Genomic DNA, 20,281 nt, shown 5'->3' on the forward strand with positions numbered 1-20,281 from the left:
ATGGGCCGCCGGCAGGCATCGACCGTCGGGCTAGGGGCCCGTGGCTGGGCACGGTTGCGTCAGGGGAGCTGGACCCGCCGCTCGACCCCTGCCGATGCGCCGCTCTCCCAGCATCGGCTGTTCGTGATGCCCACCGGCTTCGGCCTGGCCTGGGCGGGGCTGGTGTTGATCCTGTTCCTGTTCGGCATCAATTATCAGAACAACCTCGCCTATGGCCTGGCCTTCTGGCTGTTCGCCATCGCCCTGGTGGCGCTGGTGCGTGGCTGGCGCAACCTGCTCGGGGTGCGCCTGGCGATCGTCCCCGAGGGCGAGGCCTTTGCCGGCGGCGAGGCGCGTCTCGCCGTGCGGCTCGCCGCCGCTCGGGATCGCCGGGCGCTGGCGGTGTGTCTGGGGCGGCGGCTGGGGCGCCGTGCCGGACGCCATGCCGGCGGCCGACGCGAGGTGGTCGATCTCGTCGACGGCGAGGCCAGCCTGACGCTCGGCTGGCCGGTGGAGGAACGGGGCGAACGGCCGCTGCCGCGGCTGCGCCTGGAGAGCGACTGGCCCCTTGGGCTGGTCCGCGCCCTGGCCTGGATCGAGAGCGATGAGACCCTGCTGGTCTATCCCCGGCCCGGGGCGGAGTCCGCCTCGGCGCCCCGTCAGCCGCGGGAGACGACTCGCTCGGCGGGGGCAGCGCCCCGGGAGGCGCAGGACTTCGCCGGGCTCCGGCGCTATGTACCCGGCGATACGCCGTCGCGGCTCGCCTGGAAGCAGTGGAGCCGCACCGGCGTGCTGGCCACCAAGCACTTCACCGAGCCGCCGGCCTCGCCGCCCTGGCTCGACTACGCCGCCGCGTCGGGCGATACGGAAACGCGGCTGTCTTGGCTCTGCGCCCAGGTGCTCGCCTATCATCGCCGCGGCGAGCCCTTCGGGCTACGCCTGCCGGGCCTCACCCTGGCGCCGGCCGGCGGCCCCTTCCAGCGGCGCCGGGCGCTGGAGGCCCTGGCGCGGTTTTCGGCCCCTGCGTCGCGCGACACGGTCCAAGGCAAGGCTCCCGGCGTCGATGCCGGTGAGGAGGGCGCATGAGCGCCGCTGCTACCCCTGTGCTGCTGGCCGATGGCGAAACGCTGTCTGCGGCCCTGCTGCGCCGGCTGTTCATCGGCCAGTGCCTGGTGCTCGCCCTGCACCTGGCGTTCATGCCGCCGTGGCTGGTGGCGGTGGCCGCCCTGGTGGCCTGGCGCCGCCATCGTCAGCTGATCGAGCGCGCTCCTCGGGCGGGGGTGATTCTGCGCCTGGTCGCGGTGGCGGTGCTGCTCGCCGCGCTGTGGGCCGAGTACGGCGGCCTTGGCGAGCTCGAGGCGCTGCTTGGCCTGCTGGTCGGCATCTACCTGCTGAAACTGCTGGAGACCCGCACCCGTCGAGATGCCCGGGTGGTGGTGGGCATCGGCTTCGTGGCCCTGGTGGCGAGCTTCCTCCACGACCAGGGCCTGGTCGTGGCGCTGGGGGCGACGCTGGCGGCGGTCTGGCTCGTGCAGTCGCTGGTACTGCTCGCCGGGGCGACCAGCCAGGCGTCATCCCAGACATCAACCCAGGCATCCCCCCTGACGGCCGGGCGCGCCGCCCAGCGTGCCGCCTGGCGCGAGACCGCTTGGCTGGTGGGGCTCTCGGCGCCGCTGATGGTGGCGCTCTTCGTGACCGTGCCGCGCCTCGGGCCGCTGTGGAGCCTGCCGACCCTGGAGCGTGCCTCGACCGGGCTTTCGGACAGCATGGCGCCTGGGGAGATCGCCCGGCTCTCGAGAAGCGACGCCCGGGCCTTTCGGGCAAGCTTCGCGGGCTCGGTGCCGCCCCCGGGCGAGCGCTACTGGCGGGTCTATACCCTCACGCACTTCGATGGCGAGCGCTGGTCCCGGGAGACACCGGAAATGCTGGCCGCGACCCTCGAGCGACCGGTCGACGACTTCGCCCGGACCGCTCGGCGCAATCCCTTTGCCCCGGCGACGGCCGGGGAGGATGGCGAGGAAGGCGGCGAATCGGCCACCCTTACGCCCCCTCGCGCATCCCGCTATCGGGCCGAGCTGCTGCTGGAGCCGGACAGCCGCCCCTGGCGGCCTTCGCTGGGCGCGCCGCTGTCGAGTCCCGAGCGGCTGCGCTTTCTCGGCGATGGCACCGTGGAGGGCCTGACGCCGCTCGCCTCCCGCAGCCTGGTGGTGCTAGAGAGCAGCGGTGAGGCGCCGCGCTTCGCCGACCCGGCCGGCCGGGCCTGGCATACCCTGCTGCCGCGTGAACGCAACCCCCGCTCCCTGGCGCTGGCCCGCCGGCTGTGGCGTGAAGCCGAGGGCGACCCTCGAGCCTATCTGGCCGCCGTGATGGCCCGCTTCGGCGAGGCGCCGTACCGCTACACCCTCGAGCCGCCCAGGCTCACCGGCAAGCATCGGGTCGATGCCTTCCTGTTCGACAGCCGGGCCGGCTACTGCGCCCACTATGCCTCGGCCACCGCCGTGATGGCCCGGGCGGTGGGCATTCCTGCCCGGGTGGTGGCGGGGTTCCTGGGCGGCGAGCGCCACCCAGACGGGCACCTGACGGTGCGGGACTATGACGCCCATGCCTGGGTCGAGGTCTGGCGCGATGGCGCCTGGCGGCGCCTGGATCCCACCGCGGTGATCGCTCCCGAGCGCATCGAGCAGGGCGCCGCCGCCCTGAGTGGCGGCCGCGAGGCCTTCCTGGCCGATGCGGGCCTGTCGCCGCTGCGCTTTCGCGACGTGGCCTGGGTGAATCAGGCGAGGCTCGCCTGGGAGCGGCTCGAGTATCGTTGGCAGCGCCAGGTGGTGGGCTATGCGGGTCGCGAGCGCGAGGCGCTGCTGGCACGGCTGATACAGGCGCTGGAGGCGCCCTGGCAGGTCGTCACGGCGCTGAAGGCACATGCGTTGTCACTGCTGGCGGCGGGTGGCCTCGGTGCGTTGATCATGGGTGCCTGGCTCGCCGGCGGCCTCGCGCTCGCCGTGTTGCTTGGCCTTTGCCTGACATGGGGCGTCAGGCGCTGGCGCGCGCCGTCGAGCCTTGGCGACAAGGTGCGCGAGGAGATGGCCTGGCTGGCCCGCCAGGGACATCCGGCGTGGCCGGGGGAGGCGCCGGCCGCGCGGCTCAGGCGCCTGGCCGCAGAGCAGGTGAGCGATGCGAGCGAGCCTGAAGGCCGGGATGGGGCTGTCGAGGGGGCTGTCACAAGGGATGCCCGGCGTGAACGGCTGGCCTTTGCAAGCGAGGCGCTGGCCGAGGCCATCGAGCGGCTCTGTTACGCGCCTCTGGAAGAGGCCGAGCGGAGGCGCTGGGAGGCCCGCCTCGAGAGGCGGCGTCGGCACTGGCGCCGTGCCTTCCGCCGCGTCCGCTGGTCCCGTTCAGGGGGCTCTTCGGGGCGGGCGGGCAGGCTGGCGCGCTGGCGCCAGACATGGCATCTTGGAAGCTAAAGCCGGACCGGTGCTCGCCATGCATATCCACGACATCGACTGTCAGACTCCCGCGGGCGACCCCTTCAACCTGTTGGCCCTGCGGGGGCAGGTGCTGCTGGTGGTGAATGTCGCCAGCCGCTGCGGTTTCACGCCCCAGCTCAAGGAGCTCGAGGGCCTCTACCGGCGCTATCGCGATCGGGGCTTCATGGTGCTCGGCTTTCCCTGCAACCAGTTCGCCCACCAGTCGCCGGAATCGGCGCGGGCCTTCTGTGCCTTCGGCGAGCAGGAGTTCGGGGTGACCTTTCCGCTGCTTGAGAAGGTCCAGGTCAATGGCGCGGGGGCGCACCCGTTGTTCCTTGAGCTGCGCCGCCAGGCGCCGGGGGTGCTCGGCACCACCATGATCAAGTGGAACTTCACCAAGTTCCTGGTCGGTCGCGAGGGGCAGGTGATCCGCCGCTTCGGCCCCCGTGACGGGGCCCGGGCGATCCGCACGGCGCTGGAGGAAGCGCTGGACGCGCCTTTCTCGGCCTAGGATCGGCCCGAGCTTGGACGGCCCGAGGCGCCCGGGCCTCTCACTGACGGTTCTCGCGACGGCGCCGCCACCCTGTCAGGGCGACTCCGGGGCCTCGCCACGTGCCACCATCACCCGCGACATCAGCTCGTTCCAGCGGTGGCGGGTCATCATGGTGGTCAGCCCCGAGAACAGCAGCCACATCTTGCGACGCCAGCCGGTCAGCCGCTTGTGATGGGCCACCAGCTGGGCGACCAGCTGCCGGTCATCGAAGCGGCGCCACTCGCCGGCCACCGACAGCTGGTGGCGCGCCAGCACCGGCGCCAGCTCCAGGCGAAAGATCCACTCCAGCTCCTTGAGGGTCAGGTCATGGCGTTCGATGACCTCGACCATATGGGCATAGTCGCTCTCGCGGGGCTCGCGCTCGAGCCACAAGGGCGCCAGGGCGAGCCACAGGGGGGAGCGCAGGTCGACCAGGGTTTGGGTGTCCATGACTATCCTCTCGGTTGAGGGGGCATCTTCGGCGATGGGCGCGGCTGACTCAAGGGGCGGACACTCGCGCGCCGAGCCGCTAGAATATGCACCACTGTCATTTTGAATACTCTTATATCACCGACTGTCGAGGTTGCCTGTGATCATCAAACCGAAGGTTCGCGGTTTCATCTGCACCACCACTCATCCCGTCGGCTGCGAGAAGAACGTCCTCGAGCAGATCGAAGCCACCAGGGCGCGTGGTCTGGACAAGGCGAGCGGACCCAAGAAGGTGCTGGTGATCGGGGCCTCCAGCGGCTACGGCCTGTCGGCGCGCATCACCGCGGCCTTCGGCTATGGCGCCGACACCCTGGGCGTGTTCTTCGAGAAGCCCGGCACCGAGAAGAAGCCGGGCACCGCCGGCTGGTACAACTCGGCCGCCTTCGACAAGTTCGCCAAGGCTGAGGGCCTGTACAGCAAGTCGATCAACGGCGATGCCTTCTCCCACGAGGCGCGCGACAAGGCCATCGAACTGATCAAGCAGGACATGGGCCAGGTCGATCTGGTGGTCTACTCGCTGGCCTCCCCGGTGCGCAAGCTGCCCGACAGCGGTGAGATGAAGCGCTCGGTGCTCAAGCCGATCGGCGAGACCTACCGCGCCACCGCCATCGACACCAACAAGGACGCCATCATCGAGGCCGAGGTCGAGCCGGCGAGCGACGAAGAAATCCAGGACACCATCACCGTGATGGGCGGCGAGGACTGGGAGCTTTGGATGCAGGCCCTCGACGAGGCAGGCGTGCTGGCTCCGGGCGCCAAGAGCGTCGCCTTCAGCTATATCGGCACCGAGATCACCTGGCCGATCTACTGGCATGGCGCCCTGGGCAAGGCCAAGGAAGACCTGGACCGCGCCGCCCACGCCATCGACGCCAAGCTCAAGGCGACCGACGGCGGCGCCAACGTGGCGGTGCTGAAATCCGTGGTCACCCAGGCCAGCGCCGCCATCCCGGTCATGCCGCTCTACATCGCCATGGTCTACAAGGTGATGAAGGAGCAGGGCCTGCACGAGGGCACCATCGAGCAGCTTAACCGTCTCTACGGCGAGGCCCTCTACGCGGGTGCCCCGGCGGCCACCGACGAGGTCGGTCGCCTGCGGCTGGACGACTGGGAGCTGCGTGACGATATCCAGCAGGCTTGCCAGGACCTGTGGCCCCAGGTGACCACCGAGAACCTGTTCGACATCACCGACTATGCTGGCTACAAGCACGAGTTCCTCAAGCTGTTCGGCTTCGAGCGTGACGATGTCGACTACGATGCCGATGTGGACCCTGTGGCGAATTTCGATGTCGTAAGCCTGTAAGAGGCTTGTCGCACGCCTGCGAGGGTCTCTGCTCGGCAACGACACAGCGACCACGGAGGTGGGTGATGGATACACGAACCAGCCAGATGCCCGAGGAAGAGCTTCAGCACTTCAAGGAAGTCAGCCAGCCCGAAGACTTCGAGCATCCGGAGCCTGATGAACTGCAGGCCGAGGCACAGGAATCCGCCCACGGCCTGCACTGGATTCTGCCGGTGGTGGTCGGCCTGGTGCTGGTTGCCGGCGTGGCCTTCGTGATGCTGAAGGGCTGAGCGCCCGCCGCGCTTTTTCGGGGCGGTTCGCCGCCTAACTGTGACCTTCAGTCGGCGGCCGTCTGCTGCCAACGCCCGCCTCTGCGGGCGTTTTTCATGCTGGCACCGCAAGTTTCATCGTCGCCCCGGGCGACGGCCGGTTCGGCTGTCGCCGTCGCGGCGATGCCCTATGATGTTCTTCCCGCGCTGGATGGAAAATGGCGACCCGCGATGCATGACCTTTCTCTCGAGCCTTCGGCCCGGCCCCCGCGCCAGGTCGGGGTGCTGCTGCTGCCCGGCTTCTCGCTGCTGGCACAGGCCTGTGCGCTGGAGCCCCTGGCGGTGGCCAGCCAGCTAGCCGGTCGGCGGCTCTATGCGCCGGTGGCCTTCAGCCTCGATGCCCGGTCGGTGACCAGTGCCGCCGAGCTCTCGCTCTCGCCACAGCTCGGCGCCGGAGACGACGACCGGGATCTCGACCTGCTGCTGGTCTGCGCGCCGAGCCCCTTGGCCGCCTCGCTGCCGGCGAGCCTCGCCGACTGGCTCAAGCGTCTGGCGGGGCGGGGAGTGGTGCTCGGCGGCATCGCCGGCGGCGCGGAGGTGCTGGCCCGAGCCGGGGTCCTCGACGGTTACCGGGCGACCCTGCCCTGGCAGCGGGTCGAGGCGGTGGGGCAGGAGCATCCGCGCATCAACCTCTCGCCGCAGCTCTTCGAGATCGACCGGGATCGGCTGACCTGCGGTGGCGGCACCTCGGCCATGGACATGGTGATGACCCTGATCGGCATGCATCACGGCCAGCGCCTGGCCGAGAAGGTCTCCGAGCACTTCGTCTGCGAGCGCATCCGCATGGCCGACGAGCCCCAGCATGTGCCGCTGCGCTCCCGACTCGGCCATGCCCCCCAGAGCCTGATCGATGCGGTGGCGCTGATGGAGGCCAACATCGAGGAGCCGCTGACCACCCATGAGCTGGCCGAGCACCTGGGCATCTCCCGGCGCCAGCTCGAGCGGCTGTACAAGAAGTATCTGCAGGCGGTGCCGAGCCGCTACTACCTCGACCTGCGCCTCCAGGAGGCCCGCAAGCTCCTGCGCGAGAGCGACCGGGCGGTGGGTGATATCGCCCTGCAGACCGGCTTCTCTTCCGGCGCTCACTTCTCCACCGCCTACCGCAATCATTTCGGCATGACGCCCCGGGAAGAACGCCTGGGCTGAATGGCCACTCCTGACTCGAGCCCCTGACCTGCGGATCAGAGGCGGCCATCCGCCGGCGCCGCTGGGCGCGGGCGGCCGGGGACGCTACCATTGGCCGACATTCATACACGCAGGATGCGGCGATGGTCGAGCCCCGTCTCGACGCCCGCGTCATGCCCCGACTCTCCACGGTTTCCCCATGGCACTCGACGCAAGCGATACCCGCCTCAACAAGTTCATCAGCGAGACCGGCATCGTGTCGCGCCGCGAGGCCGACCGGCTGATCGAGGAAGGGGCGGTGAAGGTCAACGGCCGTCGTGCCGAGATGGGCATGCGCGTGACCGATGCCGACCGGGTCACGGTGCGCGGCAAGCCACTGCGCCCGAAGCCTCGGCCGGTCTATCTGCTCTACAACAAGCCGGTCGGCGTGACCTGCACCACCGATCCTGCCGATCCCACCAACATCGTCGAGGCGGTCAACTACCCCGAGCGCATCTTCCCCATCGGGCGGCTCGACAAGCCCTCCCAGGGCCTGATCCTGCTGACCAACGACGGCGATATCGTCAACAAGATCCTGCGGGCCGGCAACGCCCACGAGAAGGAATACCAGGTGCGGGTCGATCGGCCCATCGACGCCCGCTTCATCGAGCGCATGGGCGCCGGCATTCCGATTCTCGGCACCGTGACCCAGCCCTGTCCGGTGCGCCAGACCGGGCCCGACAGCTTCACCATCGTGCTGACGCAGGGCCTCAATCGTCAGATCCGCCGCATGACCGAGTACCTGGGCTATGAGGTCACCTACCTGAAGCGGGTGCGGCTGATGAATATCCGCCTGACCGGGCTTTCAACCGGCCAGTGGCGCGAGCTGAGCGATCAGGAGATGGCCACCCTCGAGGGTATGCTCGGCGATTCGCGCAAGACCGAAGATGCCTCGCTGCCTAAGCGCAAGGCCAAGCCCGCTAAGCCAGGATCTGGTAAGCAAGGGGCTGGGAAGCCAGGCGCTGGTAAACAAGGCTCCGGCAAATCGGGTGCGGCCAAGCCCGGCGCCAAGCGGACCGCCGGGCCTGGACAGCGTAAGCCGGGGCAGGGCAAGGCGGGCCAGAGTCAGTCAGCGCAGGGCAAGCCCGCCGCCAAGCCCAAGCGGGCGATCAAGCAGGCGGGGAAATCGGCAGCGGGCAAGCCCGGCGAGGGCCAGGGTGCCAAGCCCAAGCGCGCGATCAAGCAGGCGGGAAAACCGGGCGCCGGCAAGCCAACAGGCAAGGGCGGTCAGGACAAGGCTGGATTCAGCAAGAAAGGGCCGAGCAAGGCTGGTGGCCGGCCCGCGCGCCGCTCACCGCGCGGGCGTTCCTGACTTTCGCGCCAGCAGGGCGCGAAACAGCTCGCCCATCATCACCGGCTCGTCGTTCTCGATCGCGAAGCCGGCGCCTTCCAGCAGCGGCCGGGCCTGACGGGTAATGTCGGTGGCGATGGCGCTGGTCACCAGGTTCAGGGCGCGCCGCCCCGGGCCTGCCGGGCGGGCATCGGGTTGGAACTTGTCCAGCACGCACAGCTGACCGTCCTCGGCGAGCACCCGTCGGGCCTCACGCAGGCCCTGCTCGGGATGCGGCATCACCGCGAGGATCAGGTGCATGATCACCACGTCGAAGTGGCCGTCCGGGTAGTCGAGGCGCTCGGCGTCCATCACCCGGGCGCTGGCATCGATGCCCAGGTGGTCGGCCCGTGCCTGAAAGCGGCGCACCATGGCCGGGGCGAGGTCGGTGCCATGCACTTCGATGCTGCGGGGCAGCCAGGGCAGGTCGAGCCCGGTGCCGGCCCCGACGATCAGCACCCGCTGGCCAGGCCGCCAGTCCACCGCGGACAGCGCCTGGCGCCTGGCGCGGCGAAAGGCCCGATCGGCCACAGCATCGTAGACCGGGGCGTAGAGGCTGTAGCGCAGCCGGTTCCATCCGGTGGTGTTGAACATCGCGACGTCTCCTTTCGATCGCCTGATCCCGCTTTCCCTGCATCATGCGCCAGTGTTGCGAGCCTGAGAAGAGGGGCGATCGCTGCCGCCTGCCAGTGGCGCGTCGGTGCGGCGCATGTTGGCAAGGATCGGGCTACCGGTGGCGGGATCACTGAGCAGCGTGCAGTCGATGCCGTAGAGCTCGCGGACCAGGTCCTCGGTGACCACCTGGCGGGGGGCGCCTGCGGTGACGATGCGCCCGGCCTGCATGGCCACCAGGTGGTCGGCGAAGCGGCAGGCGCTGTCCAGATCGTGGACTACCATGACCACCGTCTTGCCGGCGGCGGCGAGGCCGCGCACCAGCTCGAAGACCTCGATCTGGTGGCCCAGATCCAGCGCCGAGGTCGGCTCGTCGAGCAGCAAGAGCGGCGTCTGCTGGGCGATCGCCATGGCGATCCAGGCTCGCTGACGCTGTCCGCCGGACATGGCATCCAGCGTCCGGTCGGCGAGATCCGTGAGATTGGCCGCCGAAAGCGCCGCCTCGACCACCCGTTCGTCCTCGCCGGACCACTGCCGGAGCACGCCCTGATGGGGCTGGCGGCCGAAGCGGATCAGCTCGGTGACGGTCAGGCCTTCGGGGGCGTGAGTCTCCTGGGGCAGCAGCGCCAGGCGCCGGGCCAGCTCCCGGGCCGGCAGGCGCTGGATGTCCCGGCCGTCCAGCTGCACCGCACCCTGTTGGGGAGCATGCAGGCGGGCGAGACCGGCCAGTAGGGTCGACTTGCCGCAGCCGTTGGGGCCGACGATGGCGGTGACCTGGCCTTGTGGCAGGGCGAGGTCGAGATTCTCGATGACGACCTGGCGGTCCTTGCCGCGGCCGTAGCCGAGGCGAAGTCGCTGGGCGCCGAGCGGCGCCTGGGGGGCGGAATGCATCAGGGGGTCCTCCGATTGGGGCGCAACAGTATCCATAGCAGGACGGGGCCGCCGATCACGGCGGTGACGATGCCGACCGGAACCTCCAGCGGCGCGAGCATCAGCCGGCCGGCGAGGTCGGCGCTCACCATCACCAGGGCGCCGGCCAGCGCCGAGCCCAGCAGCGGCACGCCCCGCGGCGACGAGACATGACGGGCCAGCTCGGGGCCGATCAGGGCCACCATGCCCACCGGGCCTGCCACCGCGACGGCAAGCGCCGTGAGCGCCACCGAAATCATCAGCGCCCAGCGGCGACAGCGCCGAACCCGGATGCCGAGCCCCGCGGCCACGCCGTCGGAGAAGCGCAGCACGTTAAGGGCCCGGGAAAGGCGCCTGGCCATCAGCAGGCCGATCGCAAGCGCCGCGCCCAGCACCCAGAGCGAGTCAGGATCGCGGGCATTCAGGCTGCCCACCGTCCAGGGGTAGGTGGCGTTGGCGGTGTCGATATCGACCCGGGCCAGCATCAGCTGGGTCAGGGCTCCGAACACCGCACCGACGCCGATCCCGGCGACGATGAAGCGGTAGCCCCGGGTGCCGATGCCACCGGCCAGGCCGAAGGTCAGGGCGGTGGCGGTGGCTGCCCCGACAAGGGCCAGGGCCGGCGGGGCGAGACTGGTGCCCAGCCCGACCACCGAGGCCACCGCGAAGGCGGTGGCGCCGTTGTCGATGCCGATGATGCCGGGCGTGGCCAGGCGGTTGCGGGCCAGGGTCTGCATCAGGCAGCCGGACAGGGCGAAGGCGGCGCCGGTGGCGATGCCGGCGGCCAGCCTGGGCAGGCGCAGCTCTCGCACCAGAAGCTTGTCCATCGCGCCGCCCTGGCCGAGTAGCGTGCGGGCCGCCTCCAGCGGCGACAGCGTCACGCTGCCCAGGCACAGCGACAGTCCGCCAAGGGCCAGCAGGGCGAGGGCCAGGCCGAGGTTGGCGGCAAGGGCGCGCCGATCGATGAGGATCGCCGCGTCGCTGCCCACGACGGGCAGGGCGAGCCGCCAGTAGCCGGCGGGCGGCCTGATGGTCGGCGCATGGTGCCGGGTGTCGCCCGGTGAGCCGGCGCTGGCGCCGGATAGGTCGTTCAGAGCCACGAGCGAAGGGGAGGGGCTAGTGTTCATGGAGTGTGGACATCTCGGGTGGCACGAGTCAGGAAACGTTGAGCTGGCGTCACGGTTCAGGGCTCACAGGGTCGGCAGACGGCGGGCGCGCACCACAAGCACCAGGACCGGGGCGCCGATCAGCGCGGTGATCACGCCAAGCGACAGCTCCGAGGGCGGCACGAGCACCCGGGCGACGATGTCGGCGGCGAGGACCACGATGGGCCCCAGCGCCAGCGCCAGCCACAGGGTACGGCGGATGTCCGGGCCGGCCAGCGCACGGGCGGCGAAGGGCACCACCAGGCCGACGAAGGCAATGGGACCGGCCACCGCGGTGGCCGCCCCCACCAGCAGCGCCACCACGACCACCGCCAGCAGCCTGACCCGCCGGGGGTGATGACCAAGCCCCATGGCGACCCGCTCACCGAGCGCCAGTGCCGAAAGGGGGCGGCCGATGGCCAGGGTGATGGCCGCGGCCAGCGCCAGGCTTGGCAGGATCGCCTGCAGATCGGCGAGGTGACGGCCGGCCAGGCTGCCGACCAGCCAGAAACGGATCTCGTCGGCGGCGCGCTGATCCAAAAGCAGCATCAGCGAGGTCAGCGCCACCAGCAGGCCGGACAGCACCGCGCCGGTGAGCACCAGGCGAATCGGGTCGTGACCCACGGCATTGAGGCGACTGGCGGCAAGCACGCAGGCACAGCCCCCAAGGGCGCCGAGCTGGGCCACCGACACCCGCAGGGTGGCGGCGCTGGCGCCAAGCATCAGCGCCAGGGCGATGGCGAAGGTGCTGCCGGCACTGACGCCAAGCAGGCCCGGCTCGGCGAGCGGATTGCGGGCGACCGCCTGCAGCAGGGCGCCGGCCACGCCGAGGGCGGCGCCCACGGCCAGCCCGACCAGGGTGCGGGGCCCACGCAGCTCGAAGATCACGAAGTGCGCTTCCTCGCTGCCCATCGAAGGATCCAGCAGGGTGGCAAGCGACGTCAGGGGGCCGATCTCGCCGGCGCCGATCACAAGGCTCGCCACACTCAGTACGGCCAGCACCGCGACCAGCCACAGCCCGATGATCACCCAGGCATGACGACGCTCCCCGCGGGGAGCATCGTCAGGGGTGTCAACGAGAGCAGCAGCGGGCGTGGCCTTTAGCGCAGCATCGGGCCCGCGCGGCTCGCCCCAGCGTCTTTGCCTCATGGCAGTGCCGTTTCGATGTCGTCGAGGATGGCGCTGGCGGCCAGTGGCCCGGAGGCGCTGGTCCACAGCTGGCCATCCACCGGCACCACCCGATCACGCTTGGCCACGTCCAGGCGAGCGAAGGCGGGGGAATCCATGGCGGCGGCCAGGGCCGACTCGCCCTCGGCGTCGAGGGTGGCCATGAACAGCCAGTCGCCGTCGAGGCGCGAGAGGTTCTCGAGGCTCAGCGGGTCGCTGTGCGGGCGGCCCTCGGGCACGCTGTCGCCGCCGATGACGGTGAAGCCGCTTGCCTTGAGCAGGCCGGTGGCAAAGAGCTTGGGCGACATCACCAGGGCTCCCTGGGGCATCCAGCGGGCCAGGCTTGCCGTCTGGCCGCTTGCGGCGTGCTCGCGTAGCTCGGCGGCCTTTACTTCCACGGCCTTGATGGCGGCCTCGACGGGCGCTTCGCGGCCCAGCGCCTTGGCGAAGAAGCGCGCCTCCTGCTTCCAGGCGCCTGCGGAAAAGGGCGCGACGTCGGGCACCAGGGTCGGGGCGAGCTTCGACAGCAGCCGATACTGCGCCTCGGGCAGGCGCGCCGGGGCGAGGATGATGTCGGGACGCTGGGCGATGACGGCCTCGAGGTTGGTCTCTCGCGCGGTGCCGATGATGGCGATGCCTTCCGTTCGCTCCTGTAGATAGCTAGCCACATCGTCCCCGCCGCGGGTGGCGATGGCGGCCAGGGGCGTCACCCCGGCGGTCAGGGCGGCGTCCAGGGCGCCTTCATAGAGCGTTACCACGCGCTTGGGCTGGCCCTCGACGCTGACCTCGCCGTAGGCGGTGTTCAGGGTGCGGGCCGACGCTGGCGAGGCCGCCAGCAGCAGGCCAAGCCCGAGGCCCGCTAGCAGGGTGGAAAGGGCCTTGCCCCGGTGACGTCCAATGATCCGCATCATGCCTCTCCCGCCGCATGCTCGCTGGCATGTGGGCGTTCGATGGCCGGGGCGCCGGGCTGCCAGTCGACCGTCAGGGACTCCTTGTGGGCGAAGCGCAGCAGGTGATCGGCGGTCACCTTCTTGAGTTGTTCGAGCCTGGCCTCGTCGTCCGCCTGGCCTGTGAGCACCAGCGTCTGATCGCGGATCTCGAGCCGGGTCAGGCCGAAGGGAAAGCGGATCTCGCCCTGGGTGTCGTCGAAAGAGACCTCCAGCTTGTGGGCAAAGTGGCGGCAGAGCTTCTTGAGCTGAGTTGACGGGTTTTCGGTGGCGACCCGCGCATGCGTTGCAAACATGAGGGGCTCTCCTGTGTTGGTGGTGAGGGAAAAAAGGGTGAAATAGAAAACGGTGAATGCGGAACGGTGATCGGCAAGCATGGGCCCGGCACGGCCCCGGGTCGCGTGCCGAGCGTTTGTGGGCTTGGATCAGAAATCGATGTTCAGGCCCAGCCAGTAGCGACGGCCGTCCTCGACATAGCCGTACTCGTCGAAGCCCACCTCCTTGTCGAAGAGGTTGTAGACCCCGAGGTTGAGCTTGGCCTGTTCGGTCAGCTGGTAGCCAAGACCGGTGTCGACGAAGGTGTAGGAGGGCGCGACGGTGGCATCCTGGGAGGGGCCGGTGTTGGGCTGGCTTTCCTCGCCGCGATAGCTCACCCGGGCCCAGGGGCTCAGGCGCCGGGAGGCCTGCCAGTCGAGCGACAGGGTGGCCAGGTGCTTGGGCAGCTGGGTCAGCGGCTCGCCTTCGTATTCACCGGTCTTCTGTTCGGAGTCGGTGTAGGTGTAGCTGGCCGTGGCCTCGACGCTATCGCCAAGCGGCGTCGACAGGGACAGCTCGACCCCCCGGGTGACAGCCTCGTCGACGTTGACGCGGTAGGTGGGGGCGGCGCCGAACTGGTTGGGGCCCGCGGTGCAGACGTCGCTCGGACAGGCGATGCGAGTAATCTTGTCCTTGAAGTCGTTGTGGAAGACGGTGACGCCGGCATTGAGCCCGCCCCGCGCGGCATAGAGCAGCGCCATCTCCTTATTGAGGGAGGTCTCCGGTTCGAGATCAGGGTTGCCGTAGACATTGCCGCTGCGGCTGATCTGGGCCCAGCCGGGGCTCAGCTCACGCAGGCTCGGCGAGCGATAGCCGGTCGAGACGCCCCCCTTGAGGGTCCAGCGGGGTGCCAGGTTCCACACGCTGTAGAGGCGCGGGCTGATATGGCTGCCGTAGTTCTCGTTGTCGTCCAGGCGCAGCCCGCCGGTGAGCGACCAGTCGCGGGCCAGCATCCACTCGTCCTCGACGAACAGCGCCCATTGGGTCGCCTCGAGTTCTTCAAGATCCGAGGCCTGATTGGAGGTCCTGTCCTCGAGGCGTTCCTCTTCGAGGCTGGCGCCGAGGGTCACGATATGAGCCGCAAGCGGCATCACCAGGCTGGACTTGGCGGTGGTAGTGGTGATCGTCATCTCGCGGGAGGTGTTCTCGTTGACCTCGCGCTGCACATAGCTTTCGCTGGTGCCGAGGTCCCAGCGCCCGTCATGGCTCAGGGCGAGGTGCTCGCGGGTATAGTCCTGGTCCACCGCGTCGCTGGCGTCGGCGGCCGAGCGCCCGAGCCTGGCCTCGCGGGTCTGTTCGGAGCGGCCGGCCTCGAGGGCGAGATCATGATCGTCGCTGGCGGTCAGGGTCAGGCGCGCGTTGAGGCTGCCAAGGTCGCTTTCGGCATGGCCGCCCGGGATCTCGTCCTCGTCCCGGGTGCTGGTCTGGCCATAGACCTGCAGGCCTAGCAGGCCAGGTGCGAGGGGGCCGCTGAGATAGACGTTGGTCTGCTGGCTGTCGCCGGAGGCGCTGTCTTCCTGGAGCACGGTCTGAGTCTGCAGGTTGCCATGCCAGTCGTCGGCGACCTTGCGGGTGATCACGTTGATCACGCCGCCGATGGCGTTGGAGCCGTAGAGGGTCGACATGGGGCCGCGCACCACCTCGATGCGTTCGATGGCTGCGAGCGGCGGCAGCCAGCCCTGTTCGATGCCGGGGCCGTCGCTGTTGGGGCGGGTCTCGCGGCTGCTTTGCGGCTTGCCGTCGACCAGCAGCAGGGTGTAGTCGGCGGGCATGCCGCGCAGGCTGATGTCCTTGGAGGCGCCGCCGCCGGTGACGATCACGCCGGGCACGTCGCGCAGGGCATCGGTGACGTCCTGGTAGTAGCGTTCCTCCAGATCCTCTCGTGTCAGCACGCTGATCGAGGCCGGGGCGTCCTTGGTCTGCTGTTCGTAACCCGCGGCCGTGACCACGACGTCATCCAGGGCCACCTCGTCGGCGGCCTGTGCCGTGGCACCAAACCCGGCCACTGCCAGGCCGAGCAGTGTCTTGCGATATGGAGAAGCCATGTTGCCCCTTGCTTTATAGTAATGCGAATCTTTGTCATTTGCATTATTCCATGGCTTCAGGTCAGATGTCCTGCGACGCCGCGTTGCAATTCCTGCAACGGCTCGATCCCGACCAATGTCCGCCCCGACAAATGCTCGATCCCGACCAACGGAAGACGCCCTGGATATGTACGATTTCGATGAGCTGGCCGCCTTTGCCGCGGTCATGGAGGATGGCAGCCTTTCCCGCAGCGCCACGCGGCTGGGGGTGTCCAAGTCGACGCTCAGCCGACGCATCCATCAGCTGGAGGGCCACCTGGGCCAGCCGCTGCTGCGCCGCCAGTCCAATCGCATGATCGCCACCGAGGCGGGCGAGGTCTTCCTGCGCTATTGCCATCAGCTCCAGCAGCTGGCCCGGCAGAGTCACCAGGCGCTGGATGAGCTCAAGGAGGCGGTCAGCGGGGAGCTCACCGTGCACGTGCACAGCGTGTTTCTGCGCGGCTGGTTTGCGTCCTGCGCCGAGGCGTTCCTGGCGCACTATCCGGGGGTCAGGCTCGAGGTGCGAACCCAGTTCGCCGTACCGACAGCGGGCGACGATCGGGCGCTATGCCTGTGGTTGGGGAGGGTGCCGGAATGTGGCCTGCGTCAGGAGACCCTGGGGCGGCTGAGCCGCCGTCTCTATGCACACCCGGATTATCTGGCGCGCCGTGGGATGCCTGGCCATCCTCGCGAACTGGCCGGGCATGATTGGGTGGATCTGCTGGGGGATGCCGAGGAGGGGCTTGGCCTTCACCACGAGCGGGAAGGTATCGTCGACGTCGCCCCTTCGCCGTCGCGGCTGCGGGTCGATCAGTACGCCATGCATATCGATGCCATTGCCCGGGGCCGGGGGCTTGGGGTGTTGCCCGACTGGATGGTCGCGCAGCGCGAGAAGGCGCATCCCGGTGACCTGGTGCCTTGCCTCGAGACCTGGCGTCCGGCGGATCTGCCGGTGATGCTGCTGTACCCCTTCGGCCAGCGGCCCAGGCGGGTCTCAACCCTTCTTGAGATGCTGCGTCAGTCGGTCCCGCCGGCCTGGCAGCGGGATCGCTGAGACCCGACAGTCGGCCGCCGCTTTTCATAATTCGCCGTCCCATCGCTGAAAGCCCCGCGTGACGACGCCCCCGTATACTCTTTCAATACCCAGATCCCAAAGGATGGAACAGACCATGAGCTATACCCCGACTCGCAGCGACTTCGACCGCTACATGGCGCCCAACTACGCGCCCCAGCAAGTCATCCCGGTGCGCGGGGAGGGCAGTCGGCTGTGGGATCAGGAAGGCCGCGAGTACATCGACTTCGCTGGCGGGATCGCCGTCAACGCTCTCGGCCACTGCCACCCGGTGCTGGTCGATGCCCTCAAGGATCAGGCCGACAAGGTCTGGCACCTGGCCAACGTCTATACCAACGAGCCGGCCCTGAAGCTCGCCAAGGCGATTACCGAGCGCACCTTCGCCGACAAGGTGTTCCTGTGCTCCTCCGGCGGCGAGGCCAACGAGGCGGCGCTCAAGCTGGCGCGTCGCTGGGCCTACAACGAGCACGGCGAGCACAAGGACAAGATCATCTCCTTCCGCCAGTCGTTCCACGGCCGCACCTTCTTCACCGTCAGCGTCGGCGGCCAGCCCAAGTACTCCCAGGGCTTCGGGCCGGTGCCGGGCGGCATCCTGCACGCCGAGTTCAACGATCTCGAGGCGGTGCGCGAGCTGATGGGCGACGACACCTGTGCGGTGATGGTCGAACCGATGCAGGGCGAGGGCGGCATCGTGCCGGCCACCCAGGAGTTCCTCGAGGGCGTGCGGGCGCTGTGCGACGAGCACCAGGCGCTGCTGATCTTCGACGAGGTGCAGACCGGTGTCGGCCGCAGCGGCTCGCTGTACGCCTACATGGAATACGGCGTGACTCCGGACATCCTGACCAGCGCCAAGTCGCTGGGCGGCGGCTTCCCGGTCGGCGCCATGCTGACCACCGACGCCATCGCCCCGGCGCTGGGCATCGGTACCCACGGCTCCACCTACGGCGGCAATGCCCTGGCGTCTGCCGTGGCGCTGGCCGCGGTCGAGTTCATCGACACCCCCGAGGTGCTCGAGGGCGTCAAGCGTCGCCACGCGCTGTTCCGCGAGCTGCTCGAGGAGATCAACCAGAAGCACGGCGTATTCAAGGAAGTGCGCGGCATGGGCATGCTGCTGGGCGCCGAGATGTCTCCCGCCTTTGAGGGCCGCGCCAAGGACATCCTGCCGCTGGCCATCGAGGAGGGCCTGATGGCGCTGATCGCCGGGCCCAACGTGCTACGCATGGCGCCCTCGCTGGTGATTCCCGAAGAGGACATCCGTGAGGGCATGGCGCGCCTCGAGCGAGCCATCGAAAAGCTCGTCGCGGCGGCATGAGCCTGACCATGACGGCCTCCGCCCCCGGTTCTTCCCCCACTCATGGTTCAGATGGAGGACAGCCCATGCTGGTCGTTCGTCCCGCCCGGTCGGCGGATCTGCCGGCCCTGGAGCGCCTGGCCGGCAGCGCCACGCCGCGCCTGACCAACCTGCCGGCTCACCGCGATCGCCTGGAGGAGCGGATCACTCGCTCCCAGCGTGCCTTCGGCCGTGCGGTCGACTTTCCCGGTGACGAGCACTACACCTTCGTGCTCGAGGACCGGGAGCGCGGCGAGGTGGTGGGCACTGCCACCATCCGCGCCCAGGCCGGGGCGGTGGATGCCTACTACACCTACCGCCAGGAGACCCTGATCCACGCCTCGCAGCAGCTCAACGTGCGCCGCGAGGTACAGACCCTGTCGCTGTCCCACGAGGTCTCCGAGGCGTCGCTCTTGTGCGCGCTGTCTCTGGACCCGCGCTACAAGGGCACCAGCGCCGAGAGTCTCTTGCGCCGCGCGCGGCTGATGTTCATCGCCCAGTACCCGGAGCGCTTCGCCGATTTGCTGGCGGTGGCCTTCCCGGGCTTCCTCGACGAGGCGGGCGAGTCCCCGTTCTGGGCGAGCGTCGGTGAGCACTTCTTCCAGCGCGGCTATCAGGAGATCAATCACATCGCGGGGGTGCGCTCGAAGAGCTTCATCGCCGAGGTGATGCCGCAGTTCCCGCTTTACCTGCCGCTGCTCACGCCCCCGGCGCGGGCCGCCATCGGCCGCGAGCACCCGGATCACGAGACGGCGCTGGAGGAGATGCTGGCCGAGGGCTTCGTGCGCAGCCGCCACGTCGACATCTTCGATGCCGGCCCGGTGGTCAAGGGCGAGCGCGAGCGCCTGGAGACCTTCCGCCGGGCCAGCTGGCATCCGGTGCGCATCCGTCCGGCGGGCGCGCTGCCCGATGCGGAGCCGGCGATGATCGCCAACCAGAAGCTCGGCGAATTCCGCTGCGTGGTGGCCCGCTATGCGCTGTCGCCCACCGGCCAGCTGATGCTGTCCCCCGAGCATGCCGAGATCCTCGGCGTCGAGGAGGGCCGCGCCGTGCTGGCCGCGCCGCTGACGCTGCCCGACGCCATCGATGCCCTCGATGAAGGAGAACTGTGATGCGCATTCGTCCGATTGCCCGCGGCGACCTGGACGGCCTGCAGGCCCTCTCCCGACAGACCGGCGTCGGCTTCACCTCGCTGCCCGACAACCGGGACTTCTTGGAAAGCAAGATCGAGTCGGCGGCGCGCGCCTTCGAGGAGCGCACCCCGGTCGATGACCGCCTGTACTTCTTCGTGCTGGAAGACGAGACCAACGGCGAGCTGGCCGGCTGCTGTGCCATCGAGGCCCAGGTGGGCCGCGAGGTGCCCTTCTACCACTACCGGCTCGGCACCCTGGCGCATTCCTCGGTACAGCTCGACCTGCACCGCACCATCGACACCCTCTTCCTGAGCTCGGATCACACCGGCGATGCCGAGGTGGCCTCGCTGTTCCTGCGTCCGGAGTACCGCGGCGCGGATCGTCGCCATGAGCGCAACGGGGCCCTGTTGTCCAAGGCGCGCTGGCTGTTCATGGCTCAGTTCCGCGATCGCTTCCCGGACAAGGTGCTGGCCGAGATGCGCGGCGTCTTCAACGAGGACGGCGTGAGCCCCTTCTGGGAGAACCTGGGCAGCCACTTCTTCCCGCTCGACTTCAACCAGGCCGACCGCCTGACGGGCCTGGGGCAGAAGAGCTTCATCGGCGAGCTGATGCCCAAGTTCCCGATCTACACCACCTTCCTCTCCAAAGAGGCGCAGGCCTGCATCGGCGAGGTCCACGAACACACCCGCCCCGCGCTCGAGATGCTCAAGAAGGAAGGGCTGCGCTGGGAAGGCTACATCGACATCTTCGATGCCGGCCCTACCGTGGAGGCCTACATCGACGACGTGCGCGCGGTACGCCAATCGACGCTCTGTCAGGTCGAGGTGAGCGCCGAGGCCGGGGGCGAGAGTGAGAGCGGTGAGCGCCCCGAATGGCTGGTGTCGACCACCGCCATGGTCGGCTTCTGCGCCTGCTGGGTCGGCCGCGGCCCCGAGGGCGAGACCATCAACCTGACCGACACCGAGGCCCGTCGCCTCGGTGTCAGCGCCGGCGACACCGTGAGGGTGCTCGGCACCTGAGCC

General features: G+C 69.3%; 19 protein-coding genes. 11 read left to right on the forward strand and 8 right to left on the reverse strand.

Annotation, left to right across the window (positions count from 1 at the left end):
* Genes IEJ03_RS02665 through IEJ03_RS02675 form a run of 3 tightly spaced genes read left to right on the forward strand, consistent with a single transcriptional unit; the run spans nucleotide 1 to nucleotide 3,954 of the window.
* A complete protein-coding gene (locus tag IEJ03_RS02665; protein WP_192036185.1) occupies nucleotides 1-1,065 on the forward strand; it encodes a DUF58 domain-containing protein in 1,065 nt (354 codons plus the stop codon).
* Nucleotides 1,062-3,440 (forward strand): DUF3488 and transglutaminase-like domain-containing protein, encoded by a 2,379-nt coding sequence (locus IEJ03_RS02670; RefSeq protein ID WP_192036186.1) that lies wholly within the window; start codon nucleotides 1,062-1,064, stop codon nucleotides 3,438-3,440. The genes IEJ03_RS02665 and IEJ03_RS02670 overlap by 4 nt, the downstream gene beginning before the upstream one ends.
* A gap of 19 nt (nucleotides 3,441-3,459) precedes the next feature.
* Nucleotides 3,460-3,954: a glutathione peroxidase gene (locus tag IEJ03_RS02675; RefSeq protein WP_192037147.1), complete on the forward strand. Its 495-nt coding sequence runs from the start codon at nucleotides 3,460-3,462 to the stop codon at nucleotides 3,952-3,954.
* Between the two features lie 75 nt (nucleotides 3,955-4,029).
* Here IEJ03_RS02675 and IEJ03_RS02680 read toward each other — a convergent pair whose 3' ends face one another.
* Entirely contained in the window at nucleotides 4,030-4,425 is a 396-nt protein-coding gene (locus IEJ03_RS02680) for a hypothetical protein (RefSeq protein ID WP_192036187.1), read from the reverse strand.
* A gap of 139 nt (nucleotides 4,426-4,564) precedes the next feature.
* Between IEJ03_RS02680 and fabV the strand changes: the two genes are divergently transcribed.
* The 4 genes from fabV to rluF all read left to right on the forward strand — a co-directional run bounded on the left by fabV (nucleotide 4,565) and on the right by rluF (nucleotide 8,548).
* Nucleotides 4,565-5,764 carry an enoyl-ACP reductase FabV gene (gene fabV / locus IEJ03_RS02685; RefSeq protein ID WP_192036188.1) on the forward strand — a complete coding sequence of 400 codons (1,200 nt, stop codon included), beginning with the start codon at nucleotides 4,565-4,567 and terminating at the stop codon, nucleotides 5,762-5,764.
* 65 nt (nucleotides 5,765-5,829) lie between these two features.
* A complete protein-coding gene (locus IEJ03_RS02690) occupies nucleotides 5,830-6,033 on the forward strand; it encodes a hypothetical protein (RefSeq protein WP_192036189.1) in 204 nt (67 codons plus the stop codon).
* A gap of 210 nt (nucleotides 6,034-6,243) precedes the next feature.
* A complete protein-coding gene (locus tag IEJ03_RS02695) occupies nucleotides 6,244-7,218 on the forward strand; it encodes a GlxA family transcriptional regulator (protein ID WP_192036190.1) in 975 nt (324 codons plus the stop codon).
* Nucleotides 7,219-7,396: 178 nt separating this feature from the next.
* Nucleotides 7,397-8,548, forward strand: a complete 1,152-nt coding sequence (rluF, locus tag IEJ03_RS02700; RefSeq protein WP_192036191.1) for a 23S rRNA pseudouridine(2604) synthase RluF — start codon at nucleotides 7,397-7,399, stop codon at nucleotides 8,546-8,548.
* Here the strand turns inward: rluF and IEJ03_RS02705 are convergent.
* The 7 genes from IEJ03_RS02705 to IEJ03_RS02735 form a co-directional block, all read right to left on the reverse strand.
* Entirely contained in the window at nucleotides 8,528-9,160 is a 633-nt protein-coding gene (locus IEJ03_RS02705; protein ID WP_192036192.1) for a class I SAM-dependent methyltransferase, read from the reverse strand. The two genes, rluF and IEJ03_RS02705, sit on opposite strands and share 21 nt — an antisense overlap.
* Before the next feature lie 42 nt (nucleotides 9,161-9,202).
* Complete coding sequence (locus IEJ03_RS02710; RefSeq protein WP_192036193.1) at nucleotides 9,203-10,069, reverse strand: ABC transporter ATP-binding protein; 867 nt, start codon at nucleotides 10,067-10,069, stop codon at nucleotides 9,203-9,205.
* A complete protein-coding gene (locus IEJ03_RS02715) occupies nucleotides 10,069-11,214 on the reverse strand; it encodes an iron ABC transporter permease (RefSeq protein ID WP_192036194.1) in 1,146 nt (381 codons plus the stop codon). Before IEJ03_RS02715 ends, IEJ03_RS02710 begins: the two co-directional genes overlap by 1 nt.
* A 63-nt stretch (nucleotides 11,215-11,277) precedes the next feature.
* Complete coding sequence (locus IEJ03_RS02720; RefSeq protein ID WP_242458094.1) at nucleotides 11,278-12,255, reverse strand: iron ABC transporter permease; 978 nt, start codon at nucleotides 12,253-12,255, stop codon at nucleotides 11,278-11,280.
* A 122-nt stretch (nucleotides 12,256-12,377) separates the two neighbouring features.
* A complete protein-coding gene (locus IEJ03_RS02725; protein WP_242458027.1) occupies nucleotides 12,378-13,310 on the reverse strand; it encodes an iron-siderophore ABC transporter substrate-binding protein in 933 nt (310 codons plus the stop codon).
* On the reverse strand, nucleotides 13,307-13,642 hold the full coding sequence (locus tag IEJ03_RS02730; RefSeq protein WP_192036196.1) for a DUF2218 domain-containing protein: 336 nt from the start codon (nucleotides 13,640-13,642) through the stop codon (nucleotides 13,307-13,309). Before IEJ03_RS02730 ends, IEJ03_RS02725 begins: the two co-directional genes overlap by 4 nt.
* A 129-nt stretch (nucleotides 13,643-13,771) precedes the next feature.
* Entirely contained in the window at nucleotides 13,772-15,706 is a 1,935-nt protein-coding gene (locus IEJ03_RS02735) for a ligand-gated channel protein (RefSeq protein WP_192036197.1), read from the reverse strand.
* Nucleotides 15,707-15,872: 166 nt separating this feature from the next.
* On the opposite strand from IEJ03_RS02735, the gene IEJ03_RS02740 reads away from it, so the two are divergent.
* The 4 genes from IEJ03_RS02740 (at nucleotide 15,873) to astA (ending at nucleotide 20,278) form a co-directional block, all read left to right on the forward strand.
* Entirely contained in the window at nucleotides 15,873-16,778 is a 906-nt protein-coding gene (locus IEJ03_RS02740; RefSeq protein WP_192036198.1) for a LysR family transcriptional regulator, read from the forward strand.
* 115 nt (nucleotides 16,779-16,893) lie between these two features.
* A complete protein-coding gene (locus tag IEJ03_RS02745; RefSeq protein ID WP_192036199.1) occupies nucleotides 16,894-18,108 on the forward strand; it encodes an aspartate aminotransferase family protein in 1,215 nt (404 codons plus the stop codon).
* A 65-nt stretch (nucleotides 18,109-18,173) separates the two neighbouring features.
* Entirely contained in the window at nucleotides 18,174-19,238 is a 1,065-nt protein-coding gene (locus IEJ03_RS02750) for an arginine N-succinyltransferase (protein ID WP_192036200.1), read from the forward strand.
* Nucleotides 19,238-20,278 (forward strand): arginine N-succinyltransferase, encoded by a 1,041-nt coding sequence (gene astA, locus IEJ03_RS02755; protein ID WP_192036201.1) that lies wholly within the window; start codon nucleotides 19,238-19,240, stop codon nucleotides 20,276-20,278. Before IEJ03_RS02750 ends, astA begins: the two co-directional genes overlap by 1 nt.
* Nucleotides 20,279-20,281 lie beyond the last annotated feature (3 nt).

This window comes from Halomonas sp. YLGW01 (assembly GCF_014840935.1).
GTDB lineage: Bacteria > Pseudomonadota > Gammaproteobacteria > Pseudomonadales > Halomonadaceae > Onishia.